At 67.8% G+C, this 18,302-nt stretch carries 12 protein-coding genes; 5 read left to right on the top strand and 7 right to left on the bottom strand.

All coding sequences use genetic code 11. The features are described 5' to 3' along the window. Positions 1-154: 154 nt before the first annotated feature. Together E6G92_01475 and E6G92_01470 are read left to right on the top strand one after the other, a co-directional pair. The gene (locus tag E6G92_01475; protein TMJ20651.1) at positions 155-5,224 is read left to right on the top strand and encodes a response regulator; all 5,070 of its coding nucleotides are present in this window, start codon (positions 155-157) and stop codon (positions 5,222-5,224) included. 3 nt (positions 5,225-5,227) lie between these two features. Beyond that, the gene (locus tag E6G92_01470) at positions 5,228-7,321 is read left to right on the top strand and encodes a response regulator (GenBank protein TMJ18546.1); all 2,094 of its coding nucleotides are present in this window, start codon (positions 5,228-5,230) and stop codon (positions 7,319-7,321) included. A 142-nt stretch (positions 7,322-7,463) separates the two neighbouring features. On the opposite strand, the gene E6G92_01465 is transcribed toward E6G92_01470, so the two are convergent. From E6G92_01465 to E6G92_01440, 6 genes are all read right to left on the bottom strand, one after another. After that, positions 7,464-8,669: an FtsX-like permease family protein gene (locus tag E6G92_01465; protein ID TMJ18545.1), complete on the bottom strand. Its 1,206-nt coding sequence runs from the start codon at positions 8,667-8,669 to the stop codon at positions 7,464-7,466. Positions 8,670-8,796: 127 nt separating this feature from the next. Then, a complete protein-coding gene (locus E6G92_01460) occupies positions 8,797-9,504 on the bottom strand; it encodes an ABC transporter ATP-binding protein (protein ID TMJ18544.1) in 708 nt (235 codons plus the stop codon). Beyond that, entirely contained in the window at positions 9,494-11,302 is a 1,809-nt protein-coding gene (locus tag E6G92_01455) for an efflux RND transporter periplasmic adaptor subunit (GenBank protein TMJ18543.1), read from the bottom strand. The genes E6G92_01460 and E6G92_01455 overlap by 11 nt, the downstream gene beginning before the upstream one ends. Then, positions 11,299-12,693 carry an efflux transporter outer membrane subunit gene (locus E6G92_01450; GenBank protein ID TMJ18542.1) on the bottom strand — a complete coding sequence of 465 codons (1,395 nt, stop codon included), beginning with the start codon at positions 12,691-12,693 and terminating at the stop codon, positions 11,299-11,301. The genes E6G92_01455 and E6G92_01450 overlap by 4 nt, the downstream gene beginning before the upstream one ends. A 334-nt stretch (positions 12,694-13,027) precedes the next feature. Then, a complete protein-coding gene (locus E6G92_01445) occupies positions 13,028-13,609 on the bottom strand; it encodes a hypothetical protein (protein TMJ18541.1) in 582 nt (193 codons plus the stop codon). Between the two features lie 50 nt (positions 13,610-13,659). Next, positions 13,660-14,346, bottom strand: coding sequence for a TIGR02117 family protein (locus tag E6G92_01440; protein TMJ18540.1), 687 nt, complete (start codon positions 14,344-14,346; stop codon positions 13,660-13,662). A gap of 53 nt (positions 14,347-14,399) precedes the next feature. On the opposite strand from E6G92_01440, the gene E6G92_01435 reads away from it, so the two are divergent. From E6G92_01435 to E6G92_01425, 3 genes are all read left to right on the top strand, one after another. Next, positions 14,400-15,551, top strand: coding sequence for a DUF4147 domain-containing protein (locus tag E6G92_01435; GenBank protein TMJ18539.1), 1,152 nt, complete (start codon positions 14,400-14,402; stop codon positions 15,549-15,551). Between the two features lie 136 nt (positions 15,552-15,687). After that, positions 15,688-16,560, top strand: a complete 873-nt coding sequence (gene mtnP / locus E6G92_01430) for an S-methyl-5'-thioadenosine phosphorylase (protein ID TMJ18538.1) — start codon at positions 15,688-15,690, stop codon at positions 16,558-16,560. A gap of 2 nt (positions 16,561-16,562) precedes the next feature. Next, a complete protein-coding gene (locus E6G92_01425) occupies positions 16,563-16,946 on the top strand; it encodes a PaaI family thioesterase (protein ID TMJ20650.1) in 384 nt (127 codons plus the stop codon). A gap of 121 nt (positions 16,947-17,067) precedes the next feature. On the opposite strand, the gene E6G92_01420 is transcribed toward E6G92_01425, so the two are convergent. Beyond that, a complete protein-coding gene (locus E6G92_01420) occupies positions 17,068-18,210 on the bottom strand; it encodes an acyl-CoA dehydrogenase (protein TMJ18537.1) in 1,143 nt (380 codons plus the stop codon). Between the last annotated feature and the right edge of the window lie 92 nt (positions 18,211-18,302).

Raw genomic sequence — 18,302 nt, 5'->3', positions numbered from 1 at the left:
GGACTTCGTTCATCAAATTTTGGTTTGCTGGGCGCGGGTTGCTGATAAAGTGGCGCCCGGGCAAGGGGATCTTTATCGGGATTCGAGCGGGGGGGCCGCGCGAAGGAACGATTGAGTGAACGACCTTTCCCCCCGCGATCGCCTCGATCGCCGCATGCTCCTGACCGCGCTTCGCGCCTTCAGGCGCGGCGACTTCTCCGTGCGCCTGCCCGACGACCTTCCCGGCCAGGACGGCGAGATCGCCCAGCTCTTCAACGAAGTCGTCACGCTCGAAGAGCAGATGACCGAAGAGTTCGAGCGCCTCTCTCTGGTCGTCGGCAAGGAGGGCAAGATCAGCCAGCGCGGCCGCGTGCGCGGCGCGACCGGGGGCTGGGAAGCCAATCTGCGATCGATCAACGAGCTGATCGAGGACATGGCCCAGCCCACAGCCGAGGTGGCGCGAGTGATCGGCGCGGTCGCCAAGGGCGATCTTTCGCAGGCCATGGCGGTCGAGATCGACGGCCGGCCGCTGAGGGGCGAGTTCCTTCGCATCGGCAAGATCGTGAACACGATGGTCGAGCAGCTCGCCTCCTTCGCGTCGGAGGTGACGCGCGTCGCCCGCGAGGTCGGCACCGAAGGCAAGCTCGGCGGCCAGGCGCAGGTGAAGGGCGTCGCCGGCACCTGGAAGGACCTGACCGACAACGTGAACCTGATGGCCGCGAACCTGACCGGCCAGGTCCGCAACATCGCCGAGGTGACCACCGCGGTGGCTAGCGGAGACCTTTCCAAGAAGATCACCGTCGAGGTGAAGGGCGAGATCCTGGAGCTCAAGAACACCATCAACGTGATGGTCGATCAGCTCAACTCCTTCGCTTCGGAGGTGACGCGCGTGGCCCGCGAGGTCGGCACAGAGGGCAAGCTCGGCGGTCAGGCGCGGGTCGAAGGCGTCGCCGGCACCTGGGCCGACCTGACCGACAATGTGAATCTGATGGCCGCGAACCTGACCGGCCAGGTCCGCAACATCGCCGAGGTGACGACGGCGGTGGCCCGCGGCGACCTTTCCAAGAAGATAACGGTCGACGTGAAGGGCGAGATCCTCGAGCTGAAAAATACCATCAACGTCATGGTCGACCAGCTCAACGCCTTCGCCTCCGAGGTGACCCGCGTGGCGCGCGAGGTCGGCACCGAAGGCAAGCTCGGCGGCCAGGCGCGGGTCGAGGGCGTCGCCGGCACCTGGGCCGATCTGACCGACAACGTGAACCTGATGGCCGCGAACCTGACCGGCCAGGTCCGCAATATCGCCGAGGTGACCACCGCCGTCGCCCGCGGCGACCTTTCCAAGAAGATCACCGTCGACGTGAAGGGCGAGATCCTCGAGCTTAAGAACACGATCAACGTGATGGTCGACCAGCTCAACGGCTTCGCCTCCGAGGTGACCCGCGTGGCGCGCGAGGTCGGCACCGAGGGCAAGCTCGGCGGCCAGGCGAAGGTGGAAGGCGTCGGCGGCACCTGGGCCGATCTGACCGACAACGTGAATCTGATGGCCGCGAACCTGACCGGCCAGGTCCGCAACATCGCCGACGTGACCACCGCGGTGGCCAAGGGCGACCTTTCGAAGAAGATCACCGTCGACGTGAAGGGCGAGATTCTCGAGCTCAAGAACACGATCAACGTGATGGTCGACCAGCTCAACGCCTTCGCCTCCGAGGTGACGCGCGTGGCGCGCGAGGTGGGATCGGAAGGCAAGCTGGGTGGACAGGCGCAGGTCGAAGGCGTCGGCGGAACCTGGAAGGACCTGACCGACAACGTGAACCTGATGGCCGGCAACCTCACGGGCCAGGTCCGCAACATCGCCGAGGTGACGACCGCGGTGGCCCTGGGCGACCTTTCCAAGAAGATCACCGTCGACGTGAAGGGCGAGATCCTCGAGCTCAAGAACACCATCAACACGATGGTCGACCAGCTCAACTCCTTCGCCTCGGAGGTGACCCGAGTCGCGCGCGAGGTGGGCTCGGAAGGCAAGCTCGGCGGTCAGGCGCAGGTGCGCGGAGTCGCCGGCACCTGGAAGGACCTGACCGACAACGTGAACCTGATGGCCGACAATCTGACCGGCCAGGTCCGCAACATCGCCGACGTGACCACCGCCGTCGCCAAGGGCGACCTTTCCAAGAAGATCACCGTGGACGTGAAGGGCGAAATCCTCGCGCTCAAGGACACGATCAACGTCATGGTCGATCAGCTCAACGGCTTCGCCTCCGAGGTGACGCGCGTGGCCCGCGAGGTTGGCACCGAGGGCAAGCTTGGCGGCCAGGCGCAGGTGCCGGGCGTCGGCGGCACGTGGAAGGACCTGACCGACAACGTCAACCTGATGGCCACCAACCTGACGAATCAGGTGCGCGGAATCGCCGACGTCGTCACCGCGGTCGCGCAGGGCAATCTGAAGCGCAAGCTGACCGTGGACGCCAAGGGCGAGATCGCCGCGCTCGCCGAGACGATCAACTTCATGATCGACACGCTCTCGACCTTCGGCGACCAAGTGACCAACATGGCCCGCGAGGTCGGCATCGAGGGCAGGCTGGGCGGGCAGGCCAGGGTGCCGGGCGCCGCCGGCCTGTGGCGCGACCTGACCGACAACGTGAACCAGCTCGCCGCCAACCTGACCAACCAAGTCCGCTCCATCGCCGAGGTCGCGACCGCGGTGACCAAGGGCGACCTCACCCGCTCGATCGCGGTGGAAGCCTCGGGCGAGATGGCCGCGCTCAAGGACAACATCAACGAGATGATCCGCAACCTCAAGGAGCAGACCTTGAAGAATGCGGAGCAGGATTGGCTCAAGACCAACCTCGCCCGCTTCTCGCGCATGCTCCAGGGCGAGCGCGACCTCGCCACGGTCTCCAACCTGATCATGTCCGAGCTCGCGCCGCTGGTGAACGCGCAGTACGGCGTGTTCTACGTCACGAAGCGCGAGGAGGAGGACACCAAGCTCGAGCTGGTCGCCAGCTACGGCGCCGAGAGTCACGACACCTTGCGCCGCGAATTCTCGTTGCGCGAAGGCCTGGTCGGCCAGGCCGCCGCCGACAAGCGGCCGATCCTGCTCAAGGACGTGCCGGGCGATTTCATCCGCATCGGCTCCGGCCTCGGCCAGGCGACCCCGGCCAACATCAACATCCTCCCCGCTTTGTTCGAGGACGACGTGAAAGCGGTGATCGAGCTCGCCTCGTTCAGCGAGTTTAACGAGACCCACCAAAGCTTCCTCGACCAGCTGATGGAATCGGTCGGCATCGTGCTCAACACGATCGCCGCGACGATGCGCACGGAAGGCCTTCTGAAGCAGTCGCAGCTGCTGACCCAGGAGCTTCAGGCGCGCCAGACCGAGCTGACCACCAAGCAGGAGGAGCTTCACGCGACCAACGAGGAGCTTCAGGAAAAGGCCCAGCTTCTCGAGAACGAGAAGAAGCAGGTCGAGGCCAAGAATCTCGAGATCGACATGGCCCGCCGGGCGGTCGAGGAGAAGGCCGAGCAGCTCGCCCTCACCTCGAAATACAAGTCCGAATTCCTCGCCAACATGTCGCACGAGCTGCGCACGCCGCTCAACTCGCTGCTGATCCTGTCCAAGCTGCTCGCCGACAACCCGCAGGGCAACCTCAACGACAAGCAGATGGAGTTCGCGCGCACCATCCACTCGGCTGGATCGGACCTGCTCAGCCTGATCAACGACATCCTCGATCTGTCCAAGATCGAATCCGGCACCATTTCGATCGAGATCGGCGACATGCCGATGTCGAGCCTCAAGCTGCACATGGAGCGGACCTTCCGCCAGCTCGCCTCCGACAAGGGCCTCGAACTCAAGGTCGATTTCGACGACACGCTTCCGGCCACGATCCGCACCGACGAGAAGCGCCTCCAGCAGATCATCCTCAACCTGCTCTCCAACGCCTTCAAGTTCACCTCGGAAGGCAGCGTCACGCTCGCGGCGAGCTGCGTCGACAGCGGCTGGAACACCAACCATCCGGTGCTTCGCAACGTCGACCGGGCGATCGAGATCGCGGTCACCGACACCGGCATCGGCATCCCCGAGGACAAGCAGAAGCTGATCTTCGAGGCCTTCCAGCAGGCCGACGCGACGACCAGCCGCAAATATGGCGGCACCGGCCTCGGCCTCTCGATCAGCCGCGAGATCGCCCGCCTGCTCGGCGGCGAGCTTCAGGTCCGTTCGAAGCCGGGCGAAGGCTCGACCTTCACCCTGTTCATCCCGTTCGAGACGGCGGCGCTGACGGGGCCGAGCCCGACCACCTCCGCGCGCTACGAGAATAGCGGCGCTGCCGTGCCCAGCGCGCTCCCGGCCACGATCGAGGTCAGCGACGACCGCGACGCCCTGGGGAACACGCCGTTCGTCCTGATCGTGGAGGACGACGTGACGTTTGCCTCGGTGCTGCTCGATCTCGCCCGCGACAACGGCCTCAAGGGCGTCGTCTCGACCGCCGGCTCGGGCACTCTGGCGATGGCCCGAAAGCTCAGGCCCGACGCGATCACGCTCGATCTCGGCCTCGACGACATCAACGGCTTCGTTCTGCTCGACCTGCTGAAGCACGATTCCGAGACGAGCGAGATTCCGATCCACGTCATCTCCGGAGTCGACGAGGCCGATTACGTCACCGAGATGGGGGCGAGCGACGTGACCGAAAAGCCGGCCCAGCTCGACGAGCTGGCGCGCCTCTTCCGCACTATCCGCGAGGACGCCAAAGCCGGCCGCAGGCGCCGGCGGACGCGCTCTCGCGACGACGCGGCGTCGGCGAAGCCGCGCCACCTGCCCGAGCTGGCCGGAGCGAAGATCCTGATCGTCGACGACGACATCCGCAACATCTACTCGCTGACCAGCGTGCTGGAGAGCTATGCCGTCGAGGTGATGCACGCTGAGCGCGGACGCGACGGGATCTTGATCCTCGAGCAGACTCCGGGAATCGACATCGCGCTCATCGACATCATGATGCCCGAAATGGACGGCTACGAGACGATGCGGCAGATCCGCGCCAATCCGGCGCTGGCCGACGTTCCCCTGATCTCGGTCACCGCCAAGGCGATGAAGGGCGACCGGCAGAAGTGCCTCGACGCCGGAGCGTCCGATTACATCGCCAAGCCGGTGGACATAGAATTGCTATTGGCGTTGCTGCGGGTATGGATCGGCAAGGCGCGCAGCCAGGCGGCGTCGCCCGCGCGAGCCATCGCCCAGACGGCCGCCGAGTAGCAGATGAGTCCGATCCAGTTGGTGACACCCGAGCCAAAACCCGAGGCCGAGCCCGCGGCGGCCTCCGCGCCGGCCGCGGCCGCGCCGCTGAAGCGCGCCCGCGTGCTGGTCGTCGACGACGACGACAAGAATTTGCTCGCCATCCGAACGGTGATCGAGGACATCGCCGAGGTCGAGGTCGCGCAGTCGGGCGAGGAGGCGCTGCGCCACCTGCTGAGGGGGGAGTTCGCGGTGATCCTGCTGGACGTCTTCATGCCCGGGATGGACGGCTACGAGACGGCCCAGATCATCCGCCAGCGCGACCAGACCAAGCGCATCCCGATCGTCTTCCTCTCCGCGGTGAACAAGGAGAAGGAACATCTGATGCGCGGCTATTCGATGGGCGCGGTCGATTATGTGTTCAAGCCGGTCGAGCCGGTCGTGCTTCGCTCCAAGGTCGCGGTGTTCGTCGATCTCTTCACCATGACCCAGGAGATCCAGCGCAAGGCGGCGCAGGAGCAGGAGCTGCTCGACGCCAACCTCAAGGCCAACGCGGCGCGGCTGAAGGTCGAGCAGGAGCTGCGCATCGCCGAGCAGCGCCAGGCGGCGATCATCCAGTCGCTTCCGATCATCCTCTATCTCGAAACGGACGGGACGGACCCCCGCCTGCCCCAGTTCGTCGGCGGCAATTTCGCCGCGGTGACCGGCTTCGAGTTCGACGCCGTCGAGGCGAATCCCGGCCTGTGGGCCGAGCGGATCCACCCGGAGGACCGGGAGCGGACTCTGAAGGCGCTGGGCGAGCGCTCCCGAGCGGGGGCGATGGCGATCGAATATCGCTGGAAGTGCGCCGACGGAAGCTACAAGCATTTCCTCGACCAGGCGGTGCTTCTGGGCGAGGCCGAGGCCGGGCCGAGCTATGCCGGCACCCTGCTCGACGTCACCGAGCGCAAGAATCTGGAGAAGGAGCTGCTCCAGGCGCGCAAGATGGACGCGATCGGCCAGCTCACGGGCGGGATCGCGCACGATTTCAACAACCTCCTCGCGGCCGTCCTCGGCGGAATCGGGCTGATCGAGCGCCGCGTGAAGCTCGACGACGAGCAGAAGAAGATATTGGGCCTCACCCGCCGTGCCGCCGAGCAGGGATCGGACCTGGTGGGCCGGCTGCTCGCCTTCGCCCGCCGCCAGCAGCTCGCGCCGGCCGAGATCGACGTCGGGAAATTGTGGGCATCGGTCACCGACCTTCTCGCCCACACGCTCGGCGGCCTGGTCCAGCTCGAATGGAATGCGGAGGAGAAGGTCGGTCGCGCCTATGCCGACAGCGCGCAGCTCGAGCTGGCGCTGGTCAATCTGATCATCAACGCGCGCGACGCGATGCCCGACGGCGGCACCATCTCGGTCGCCGCGCGCGACTCTTCGGTCGGCGCCGAAAATCCGCTCGGCCTTCCGGCAGGCGACTATGTGGTGATAGCGGTTCGCGACAGCGGCACCGGAATCCCGCCCGAGCTGATCGAGCAGGTCACCGAGCCCTTCTTCACGACCAAGGACGTCGGCAAGGGCACCGGCCTGGGCCTGTCGATGGTCTACGGCTTCGCCCGCCAGTCGGGCGGCGCGCTCGACATCTCGTCGGTCATCGGCGAGGGGACCGCGGTCGAGATCTGGCTTCCGCGCGCCGAGGGAGAGGGTGCGGCGCAGGCCCCGGCCGAGCCCGCCGCCGCCGCGGTGCCGGCCGCCGCGGCGCTGCCGCTGAGAATCCTCCTGGTCGACGATCATGACGGCGTTCGGGAGACCACCGCCGGAATGCTCGCCGATATGGGCCACCAGGTCGATTCGGCCGCGGACGGCCCGGCGATGCTCAGCAAGCTGGAGGCCGAGCCCGACGTCTACGATCTGATCGTCACCGATTACGCGATGCCGCTCGTCTCAGGATCGGACGTGCTCAAGCAGGCGCGCGCGATCCGCCCCGACATCGCCGGAATCATCATCAGCGGCTATGCCGAAAGCCGAGCGCTCGGCGCCTGCCCCGACGAGACGGTGATCCTTCGCAAGCCCTTCACGCCGGAGCAGATGCAGGCCGCGATCTGCGCCGCGCTTCCGCCGGCGTGCGTGGACGAGGGATAAGGCCGTAAGAAGTAAATTGTGAGTCATCCCGGCGAAGGCCGGGACCCATGAACACGGCGTTCGCGGGAAAACGAAGAATCGGCATTATCATCCCAGATGCTTCGGTTCATGGGCCCGGCCTTCGCCGGGGTGACTCCGATAGCTATTCGTGCCTCAGCGCGTCGATCGGGTTGAGCGCGGCGGCGCGGCGGGCGGGGAAATAGCCGAAGACGATCCCAATCAGGGCCGAGACGCTGAACGCGATCAGGTTGATCTGCGGATCGAACAGGAACGGCACCTGGATGACCGGCGCCAGAAGGAAGGTCGCCACCAGCGCCAGGAGGAGCCCGATCAGCCCGCCCAGGCAGGCGAGCACGACCGCCTCGACCAGGAATTGCATCAGCACCTCGCGGCCGACCGCGCCGATCGCCAGGCGGATGCCGATCTCGCGGGTCCGCTCCGTGACCGAGACCAGCATGATGTTCATGATCCCGATTCCGCCGACGATCAGGCTGACGGCGGCGACCGCGCCCATCACCGCGGTGAGGATCCGGGTCGTCCCCTGCAGCGTCTCGGAAATCTGCTTGGTGTCGAAGATGTTGAAATTGTTCTCCGCCCCGCGCCCCAAATGGCGCCGCTCGCGCAGCAGATTCTCGATCGAGCTTTGCACCGAGGAGGTTTCGTAGGCGTCGTCGACCGCGACCATGATGAAGCGAAGGTTGCGGTTGCCGGTGAAGCGGCGCTGGACCGCCTTGATCGGCATCAGGATGACGTCGTCCTGGTCCTGGAAGCCGCCCTGCCCGCGCGATGCCAATGTGCCGATCACCTCGCAGCTCAAATCGCGCACCCGAAGCCGCTGACCGACCGGCTCCTCGCGCGGGAACAGGTTTTGCCGAACGGTCGAGCCGATTACGCAGACCGCCTTGCCGGCCTGCTCCTCGGGATCGGTCCAGATCCGTCCGTCGGTCAGCGCCCATTGCTGGGCGGTGAAGAATTGCGAGGTGGTCCCGCCGATGTTGGTCGACCAATTGGCGGCGTTGTGGACGGCAAGCCCGGTCGACTGGGCCTGGGGAGCGACGGCGCGCACGCCCGCGACCTGCTCCTGGATCGCCTCGACGTCGGCCATCTCGAAGTCCGGCGCCTGCGGCCCGCCGCCGCCGCGGCCGAAACCCTGGCCGGGCCTGATCTGGAGGATGTTCGCCCCGAGGCTCGAAATCTGCTCGGCGACCGCCGCCGTCGCCCCCTTGCCGAGCGTGACCATCGTCACCACCGCTGCAACGCCGATGACGATTCCAAGCACGGTCAGGAACGAGCGCAGCAAGTGGCGGCGGATCTCGCGAACGGCGAGGATGACGGTGGTGAAGAACATCAGGTGACTCGCTTCAGCGAGTCATCCCGACGAAAGTCGGGACCCATGAACACGGAATGCGAAATCCGGTTGCCGTCGATGTTCATGGATCCCGGATCAAGTCCGGGACGACTCATTGGGGGTCCGATCACGCCGGCACCCCCTGCCCCGCCTCGACGCTCTCCACGACCCCGTCGCGGAAATGGACGATGGTGCGGGCGTAGGCGGCCATGTCGGGCTCGTGGGTGACCATCAGCACGGTGATGCCGAAATTGCGGTTGAGGTCGGTCAGCAGGTCCATGATCTCGATCGAGGTCTTGCTGTCGAGATTGCCGGTCGGCTCGTCGGCGAGCAGCACGTCGGGATTGGTGACGATCGCGCGGGCGATGGCCACCCGCTGTTGCTGGCCTCCGGAAAGCTCGGCGGGCGTGTGGTCCCACCAGTCCTTGAGGCCGACCTTGTCGAGCGCGGCCATACCCAGCTCGCGGCGCTTGTGCTTGTCCTCGCCGCGATACAGCAGGGGCAGCTCGACATTTTCGAGCGCGTCGGTTCGCGCGAGCAGGTTGAAGCCCTGGAAGACGAAGCCGAGATAGCGGCGGCGGAGAAGGGCGCGCTGGTCGCGGTCAAGATGTTCGACCGGCACGCTCTTGAAACGGAACGTGCCGGTGGTCGGCACGTCCAGGCAGCCGAGAATGTTCATCGCCGTCGACTTGCCCGAACCCGACGGGCCCATCACCGCGACGAAATCGCCCTCGGCAACGTCGAGATCGATCCCCTTCAGCGCCTGGAACGCCATTGCCCCGGCGCCATAGGTCTTGGTGACGCCGCTAAGCTGGATGATCGGCTCAGCGGCCATCGGGCGCCGCCGCACCTTCCGCCTCGCGCCGCTCGCGCCACTGCCGCCGCCGCTCGCGCATCTGCTCGCGCTGCTCGGGGGTCATGCTTTCGAAGAAGGCGCGGCGCTGCTCGGGCGTCATGTCGCGGAAGCGCTGCCCGCCAGGGCCGCGCGGCGGCCCGGCGCCGGGAGCAGCCGAGGGCGCCGCCTGGCGCTGCGGACGCTGTCCCTGTGGCTGGGCGGCCGGAGCGGCGGGCGCGGCGCGATTCTGCTGCCGCTGCTGCTGCGAAGCCGCACCGGGTTGCGGGGCCGGTCGCTGAGCCTGAGCCGGCGGCGGGCCCGCGGCGGGAGCCACCTGATTGCCGTCGGCTTCGCCCTGGTCGCGGCCGCCGCCACGGCCCCGCCACCGTGCTCTCCCGCTCTTGTCCTGGGTCTGGCCGGGGGCGAGGCGGGCGGTGATCACTTCCTGGCCTTCGCGAAGGTCCCCGCCGACGATCTCGGTTTCCGATCCGTTGCTTTCGCCGACGACGACCCGGACCGGTGTCGGGTTGCCGCCCGCGCCGACGACGTAGACCGTCTGCCGGCTGCCCCGACCGATCGCGACCTCGCGCCCGCCGCCACGGCCGCCTCCGCCGAAGCCGCGCCCGCCGCGTCCGCCCCGGGGCACGAGCACCGAGGTCACCCCGCCCTGCTGGCCGCGCGCCGCGGCGGCGTCGCGCTCGGGCGACCAGCGCAGCGCCGCGTTGGGGACGAGTAGAGCCCCGCGCCGCTCGGCGGTGACGATATCCGCCGTCGCCGTCATTCCCGGCCGAAGCACCAGCTCCGGGTTCAGCACCGAGAGAACCGCGGTATAGGCGACGACGCTGCCGCTCGCCGCATTGGCGTTCGACGCACTCGATCCCGAGGTCGTCGAGCCCGAGGCATTGGCGCCGACGTCGATCCGGGTCACCGTCGCCGGGAAGGTCCGGCCCGGCCAGGCGTCGACGGTGAAGCTCGCCCGCTGGCCTTCGTGGACTTGGCCGACATCGGCCTCGTCGACCCGGACCTCGAGCTTCATCGCCGAAAGGTCCTCGGCGATGGTGAACAGGGTGGGCGCCTGGAAGGAAGCGGCCACCGTCTGGCCGGGATCGATCTGCCGCGAAAGCACGACTCCGGTCACCGGCGAATAGATCGTCGCCTTGGAAAGATTGGTCTGCGCCGAGGAGAGCTGGGCGCGGGCCTGGGCGACCTGGGCGTTGGCGGCGTTGACCGACGCGTTGGCGCGCCGCGCCTCGGCCCGCGCCGCGTCGAGCTCGGTCTCCGAGGGGACGCGGTGGTTCGACAGGCGCCACACCTCTTCCTGCCGGGCGAGGTTGGCGCGCGCTTGGGCGGCCGAGGCCTGGGCGGTCGCGACCTGCGCCTGGGCGGCGGCGAGGCCCGCCTGGGCCTGAGCGATCGTGTCCTGGAGCCGCGCGGTGTCGAGCCGGGCGAGCGGCTGCCCGGCGATCACGCGGTCGTTATTGTCGACGAAAACCTGGGTGACCAGGCCCGATTGTTCGGAGCCGACCTGGACCTCGTTGGTCGGCTGGAGATTGCCCGTCGCCGAAACGGTGACTCGCAGATTCCCCCGGCGCACGGCCTCGGTCGCATAGCCGCCCTCGGCCGTGTCCATGAAGCAGCGCGACAACAGGAGCAGCAGGAGGACGAGCACGACCAGCGCCGCCACATAGGCCGGCCTCTTGTACCATGGCTTCGCCGCCGGGGCGCCGAGGAAGACCTCGAGCGTCTTCTTGTCCGGCGAGGCCTCGTTGGTGACAATCGTCTTGCTGACTTCGTTCATCTTTGGCTTCCGATTGCGGGCGATGCAGCGGGATCCCAGCCGCCGCCCATGGCGCGATAGAGTTGGACCAGCGCGAGCGCCTCGTCGCCGCGACTCGTCGCCATGCCGTCGCGCGCCGAGACGAGGCTTCGCTCGGCGTCCAGCAGCTGCTGGAAATCGAGCAGGCCGGAGCGATATTCGACCCGGGAGAGGATCGCCGAATTGGTCGCCGCCTCGAGCGCGATGGCGAACTGCGCCTGGCGCTCGCGCGATGCTCGCAGGGCGAGCAAGGCGTTCTCGACATCCTCGAGCGCGGTCAGCACCGACTGGTGGTAGGTCGCGAGCGCCCCCTCGGTCGCGGCCTGCTGCGAGCGGACCTGCGAGCGCAGCCGCCCGCCGTCGAACAGGGTCTGGCTCAGGCTTGAGAAAATGCCGCCGGTGATCGAATCGAGAAGGCCGCCGAGCGAGAAGGCCGAGGTGCCGATATTCCCGCTGAGGCGAAGGTCCGGATAGAGCTGCGCCTCGGCGACTCCGATCCGCGCGGTCTGCGCCGCGAGGCTACGCTCGGCCGCGCGGACGTCCGGCCGCTGGCGCAAGGTGTCGGCCGGGATTCCGAGCGCGATCTCCTCGGGCGCTTTGGGAATCGGCTTCGCCTCGCTGAGCTCGGCCGTCAGCGCGCCCGGCGCCCGGCCGGTCAGCACCGCGAGGCGATAAGTGGCGCTGGTGAAATTGTTCTCGATGTTCGGGATCGCCGCCGCGGTCTGCGCGCGCGCCGCGCGGGCCTGCTCGGAATCGAGCGAGGAGACCAGCCCCGCCTGGACCCGCCACTGGGCGATCTGCAAATTGTCTTCGGCGATGCGCAGCGTGTCCCGGGCGAGGGCGAGCCGCTCCTGGGCGAGCCGCGCTTCGACATAATTGGTCGCGACCTCGGCGGCGATCGCCACCTTAAGCGCCTCGCGGTTGTAATAGACGCTCTCGGCGTCGGCGCCCGTGGCCTCGATCCCGCGCCGGATTCCGCCGAACAGATCGGCCTCCCAGGCGGCGTCGACTCCGGCGCGGAAGCTGTTCGAGTCATTCCCGGTGCCGACCGTCCGCCCGCCCGTTGCGGTCGCGCCGATCGTCGGCAGCCGCCCGGCGCGGGCCTGGATCAGCGACTCGCGCGCCTGGGTGAGGCGAGCGGCGGCGGCGGCGAGGTCGAGATTGCCGGCGGTCGCCTCGTCGATCAGGCGGGTCAGCAGCGGATCGTTGAGCCGCTCCCACCAGCGCGCGAGATCGGCGGGTTGGGCCGCCGCCTCGCGGCCGTAATAGGCATCCGGGACGGACAGCGCCGACGGCGCGGGCGGCCGGTAGTCCGGTCCGACGGTGCAGGCAGCCAAGGCGAAGACACTGAGGGGGACAGCAAAGCGACGCATGAGCCGTCCCTAGAGCATCACGCCGAAAAGCGGGAACCGCTTTTCGGCAGAAGCGATGCGACCACAAAAATCTAGAGCGGGGTACATCCCGCTCTAGTCGGTGGCCGGTGTCGCGCAAGTATGTTTGCCCCCGCGCGACTTTGTATCAAAATGTCACGCGGGGCGTCAGGTGAGACTGTACCGGCATGTGAGACCGCGCCGCAAAGCTCCCTCTCGCATGGGGAGAGGGCTGGGGTGAGGGGTTCGGGCGTCTGCGAATAGCCTCCAACGCCGAAACCCCCACCCTACCCTCCCCCTCAGGGAGAGGGATTAGGAGGCCGAATGCCGATCGCCCTCAGCCGACGTGGGCGCCCATGATCATGCAATAGAGCATCGGCAGCGACAGGATCAGGTTGGTGCGCGAGGCCATCATCGCCAGGCTCGCCGACTTCGCCTTGGCCTCGTCGGAGGCGGGGACGATTCCAAGCGCGCGCTTCTGGTTCGGCCAGATCACCAGCCAGACGTTGAGCGCCATGACGATGCCGAGCCACATGCCGATGCCGATCGTGCGATAGGGGTCCTTCAGCATCAGCAGGTCGCCGACCGAGCCGGATTGCCGGATCTCCGGCAGCGCCAGCCCGAACAGCACGGTCGCGACCGCCGCCCAGCGGAACCAGAACAGCGCGGCCGGCGCGATATATTTGGACACGGCCGGCTTCAGCTCGGCCGGCACCTTGGGCATGGTCGGGATCTGGACGAAGTTGAAATAGTAGAGCAGCCCGATCCACAAAATACCCGAGAATACATGGAGATAGCGCAGGAACTGGACCCAGTAATTGGCGTCCATCGCATCGCGGTGAAGGCCCGCCATCGCCGCGATCACCAGGATCACGCCGATCACCAGCGCCATGTGGAAATTGCCGAGAATCTTCGCCATTTCGCTTCCCCCGTTTCGGTTATGAAACCCTTCTAGAGCATCATGCGCGCTCAATCGAGACGCCACATGATGCTTTGCTCGAACGGCGTCCACAGACCCATCCGCACCCCCGCCCCGCGCAGCGCCCGGCCGGTCCATTCGTTGCAGGTGAGGATGAAGGAATAGCCGCCGTTCGCTTCGTAGAAGATGTCGTTCGGCCCATACCCGCGGCCGAGCACGGGAATCGGATGGCCGCCGGGATCGAGCCGGAAGCGGCGCTGGATGAAGCCGGCCAGGCGCTGATATTGCGCGTGGCTGATCCGGATCGGCTTGAGCCATTCGCCGGCCCGCGGATGGTCGATATGCTCGACGTGGAGCAGGCTCTCCCCGTCGCCGAAGAAGGCGTAGAAGGCGCGGCGCACGGTCAGGTCGCCCCAGGTCGGCGTGTTGAGGTAGAATTCCCGGTTGCCGTAGCCGACCGCGATATGATCGGCGGCGCCCCAGCGTGGGTCGCGCAGGTGCGCCGGCTGGGCGTAAGGCCGCCAGTCCATATCCTCGCTCACCTTGGGCATCACGATCCAGGTGTGGACGCCGTTCGACTGGACGAAGATGGTGACCCCCTCGCTCGGCTGATGGAACGCGACATTGGCGGGAACGAGGCCGAGGAACAACGCGGCGGCGAGATAGAGCAGGGGAATCGCGACGATCCCCGCCACGATCCTGAGCGCCCAGATGAGCGCCCGCCTGCCCCGTGTCATTCGCCTCGCCACCGCCTTGTGCTAACCGGCCCGGACGGCGACAACCAGAGCCGATGAGAGACCATCTCGTGCAGATGTTCCAGGCCGGGATCGCCGCCTGCCACCCGCGGCGCGTGCTGCCGGCGCATCTGCCGGAGGCGGGGCGCGGCCGCAATATCGTGCTGGCGATCGGTAAGGCGGCGGGCGAGATGGCGATGGTCGCCGAGGCGCATTACCGCGATGCGGCGGGCGTGGCGGTCGTTCCGCACGGCGTGGAGGCCGGTCTTCGCCGGATCGAATTGCTGCACGCCGGCCACCCCGTTCCGGATCAGGTCAGCGTCGCGGCGGCCGAGCGCCTGCTCGCGCTCGCCGGGGAAGCGAAGGCGGACGATCTGGTCCTCGTCCTGCTGAGCGGCGGCGCCTCGGCGCTCGCTTGTGTCCCGGCCGGGGGGATGACGCTCGCGGACAAGCAGGCGCTGACTGCGGCCCTGCTGCGATCGGGAGCGCCAATAGCGGAGATCAACTGCGTCCGCCGCCACGTCTCCCGGATCAAGGGCGGCCGCCTTGCCCTCGCCGCCACGCCGGCCCGGCTCATCACGCTCGCCATCTCCGATGTGACCGGCCGCCCTGAGGACATCGGCTCCGGCCCCACCCTTGCCGATCCCACCACCATCGCGGAGGCCCGTGCGATCCTCGAGCGGCACGGGCTCGACGCGGCGCTCTCTGAGACTCCGAAGCAGGTCGACGGTAAATTCCGGATCGTCGCCAATGCGGAAGACGCATTGCGCGCCGTGGCGGCGGAGGCGAAGCGGCTCGGTTACCGCCCGCTCCTGCTCGGCCAGTGCACCGGCGAGGCCCGCGATGTCGGCCGTAGCCATGCGCGAATGGCGCTGAAGGCGCCGCCCGGGACCGCGCTGATCTCCGGCGGCGAGCTCACCGTCACGGTGACCGGCTCGGGACGGGGCGGTCCCAACACCGAATATGCGCTCGCCGCGAGCCTGGCGCTGGATGGCAGCGACGACATAATCGGTCTCGCCGGGGACAGCGACGGTCTCGACGGGACGAGCGATGCGGCCGGCGCCTTCATCGCCGCGCGCGCCGACGGCGGGGCCGCGCTCCTGGGCAACAACGCTGCCTCCGTGGCCGATCTGTTCGTCACCGGCCCGACCGGGACCAACGTCAGCGACTTGCGGATCATCCTTGTCGGCCGACTCCCTCCCCCTTGATGGGGGAGGTCGGGGTGGGGGTGAACGTCAATGAAAGGCGGTGCATTTTCGGAGACGCCACCCCAACGCAACCCCTCCCCATCAAGGGGAGGGGCTAAGTCTCGACAGGCCCCCTTCCCTGCGCTCTAACGCCGTCATGAGCGAATGGACGATCGGTATCATCGGCGGCTCCGGCCTCTACAGCATGGACGCGCTCGAGGATTCGCAGTGGATCGCTGTCGAGACGCCCTGGGGGGCGCCGTCCGACGAATTGCTGATCGGGCGGATCGAGGGCGTGAGATTCGTCTTCCTCCCCCGTCACGGCCGCGGCCACCGCATTCCGCCGGGCGGCCTCAACTTCCGCGCCAATATCGATGCGCTGAAGCGCGCCGGCTGCACCGATCTTCTCGCCATCTCCGCGGTCGGCTCGCTGCGGGAGGAATTGCCGCCGGGCCGGTTCGTCGTCGTCGACCAATATATCGACCGCACCGTCGCCCGTGAGAACAGCTTCTTCGGCCCCGGTCTCGTCGCCCACGTCTCGCTGGCCGACCCCACCTGTCCGCGCCTCTCGTCGCTCGCCGCCGACGCCGCGGAGGCCGCTGGCGCCGAGGTCGCGCGGGACGGCTCCTATGTCGCCATCGAAGGCCCGCAATTCTCGACCCGAGCCGAGAGCCGGCTTTACCGCTCATGGGGCGGCGACGTGATCGGGATGACCGGGATGCCCGAAGCGCGGCTCGCCCGCGAGGCCGAGCTGCCCTATGCCTCGGTCTGCATGGTCACCGATTATGATTGCTGGCGGGACGGCAAGGAAGCCGGCGTCGCCGAGATCGTCGAGCGCCTCCACGCCAACGCCGCCACGGCCCGCGGCCTGATCCTCGAGCTTGCGCGGCGGTTGCCGAAGGCGCGCGCGCCCTCGCCGATCGACACCGCGCTTGACGGCGCGATCATCACCGATCCGCAAGCATGCGATCCGGCGATGGCGGCAAGGCTGGACGCCATCTGCCGACGTGCCCTAGGCGCGCCGCGATGAACCTGCTGCCCCCTTATGCCGAATATCTCGGAATCCGCACCCAACGGGCCGAGGACGGCGAGCTGCAATTCGTCATGCCGTTCGCCGACGTCGTGCTCGGCCGTCCCGGCTATCTTCACGGCGGAGCGATCGCCGGCCTGCTCGAATTCGCCGCCTTCGGCGCGCTTTACGAGGCGCTGGGGACGGACAAGGCGGTGGTCAAGCCGATCAACGTCACCGTGCAGTTCATGCGCGGCGGCACGCAGCGCGAGACGGTCGCCGCGGCCACCGTCACCCGCCTCGGAAAGCGGGTCGCCAATGTCGAGGCGCACGCCTGGCAAGGGCACCGCTCCAGGCCGATCGCGGCGGCGCAGCTCAACGTGCTGTTGAAGCGCGCCCGGCCCTAATCGTCATTGCGAGCGAAGCGAAGCAATCCAGAACTGGATTGCCGCGTCGCTGCCGCGGAGCGGCAGTTTATCCTGAGCGCCGCCGCAGGCGGCGTCGAAGGGCTCCTCGCAATGACGGGATTCAGCCGCCGGCTTTGATCGTTTCGCGCGCGATGACCAGCTGCTGGATCTGGCTTGTGCCTTCGTAGATCCGGAACAGGCGGACGTCGCGGTAGAGGCGCTCGATGCCGTAATCGGCGATGTAGCCCGCGCCGCCGAAAATCTGCACCGCGCGGTCGGCGACCCGGCCGACCATCTCGCTGGCGAAATATTTGGCCGCCGCCGCCTCGAGCGTGATCGGCTTGCCTTCGTCCTTGAGCGCCGCCGCCTCCATCACCAGCGCCTTCGCCGCCATCGCCTCGGTCTTGCTGTCCGCGATCATCGCCTGGATCAGCTGGAAATCCGACAGCGCCTTGCCGAATTGCCTGCGCTCGACGGCATAAGCGACGGCGTCGGCGATCAGCCGCTCGGCGACGCCCACGCAGACCGCGGAAATGTGCAGCCGGCCGCGGTCGAGGACGCGCATCGCGATCTTGAAGCCCTCGCCTTCCGCGCCCAGACGGTTGGCGGCCGGAACCGGCGTTTCGTCGAAATTGACGTCGCAGACATGGGCGCCCTGCTGGCCCATCTTCTTCTCAGGTCTTCCGATGCCGAGGCCGGGCAGGCCTGCGGGCACGAGGAAAGCGGTAACGCCCCCCGCCCCCTCCCCGCCGGTGCGCGCCATCACCGTGAAGAGCGAGGCCTTGTCGGCATTGGTGATGAAGCGCTTGCTGCCGGAGAGGCAATAGACGTCGCCATCGCGAACGGCTCGGGTCTGGACGGAGGCGCCGTCGGAGCCGGCGCCGGGCTCGGTCAGCGCGAAGCTGGTGACGATTTCGCCGGAGGCGATCCTCGGCAGCCATTCGCGCTTCTGCGCCTCGCTGCCGGCCATCACCAGCCCCTGGCTGCCGATCCCGACATTGGTGCCGAACACCGAGCGGAAAGCCGGAGTCGTCCTCCCGAACTCGAGCGCGACCCGCACTTCCTCGCTCATGGTGAGTCCGAGCCCGCCAAACTCCTCGGGAATGGACAGGCCGAACAGCCCCATCTCCCGCATCTCGGCGACGATCTCGGCGGGGACCTCGTCCTCCTCGGCGACCCGCGCCTCCAGCGGCCGAAGCCGCCCGGCGACGAAGCGGCGGACCGTGTCGATCAGTGCATCGAAGGTCTCGGGGTCGAGGGGCATTGTTTCCTCCCTCTCCCCTCCGGGGAGAGGGCCGGGGAGAGGGGGAGTCAGAGCATCACCCCGGCCACTGGTTTCAGCGAGGGACTCCCCCT

Source organism: Alphaproteobacteria bacterium, from assembly GCA_005883305.1.
Taxonomy (GTDB): Bacteria; Pseudomonadota; Alphaproteobacteria; order Sphingomonadales; family Sphingomonadaceae; genus Allosphingosinicella.
The sequence above is the reverse complement of the archived record's forward strand: the minus strand, read 5'-3'. Positions and strand labels throughout refer to the sequence as shown.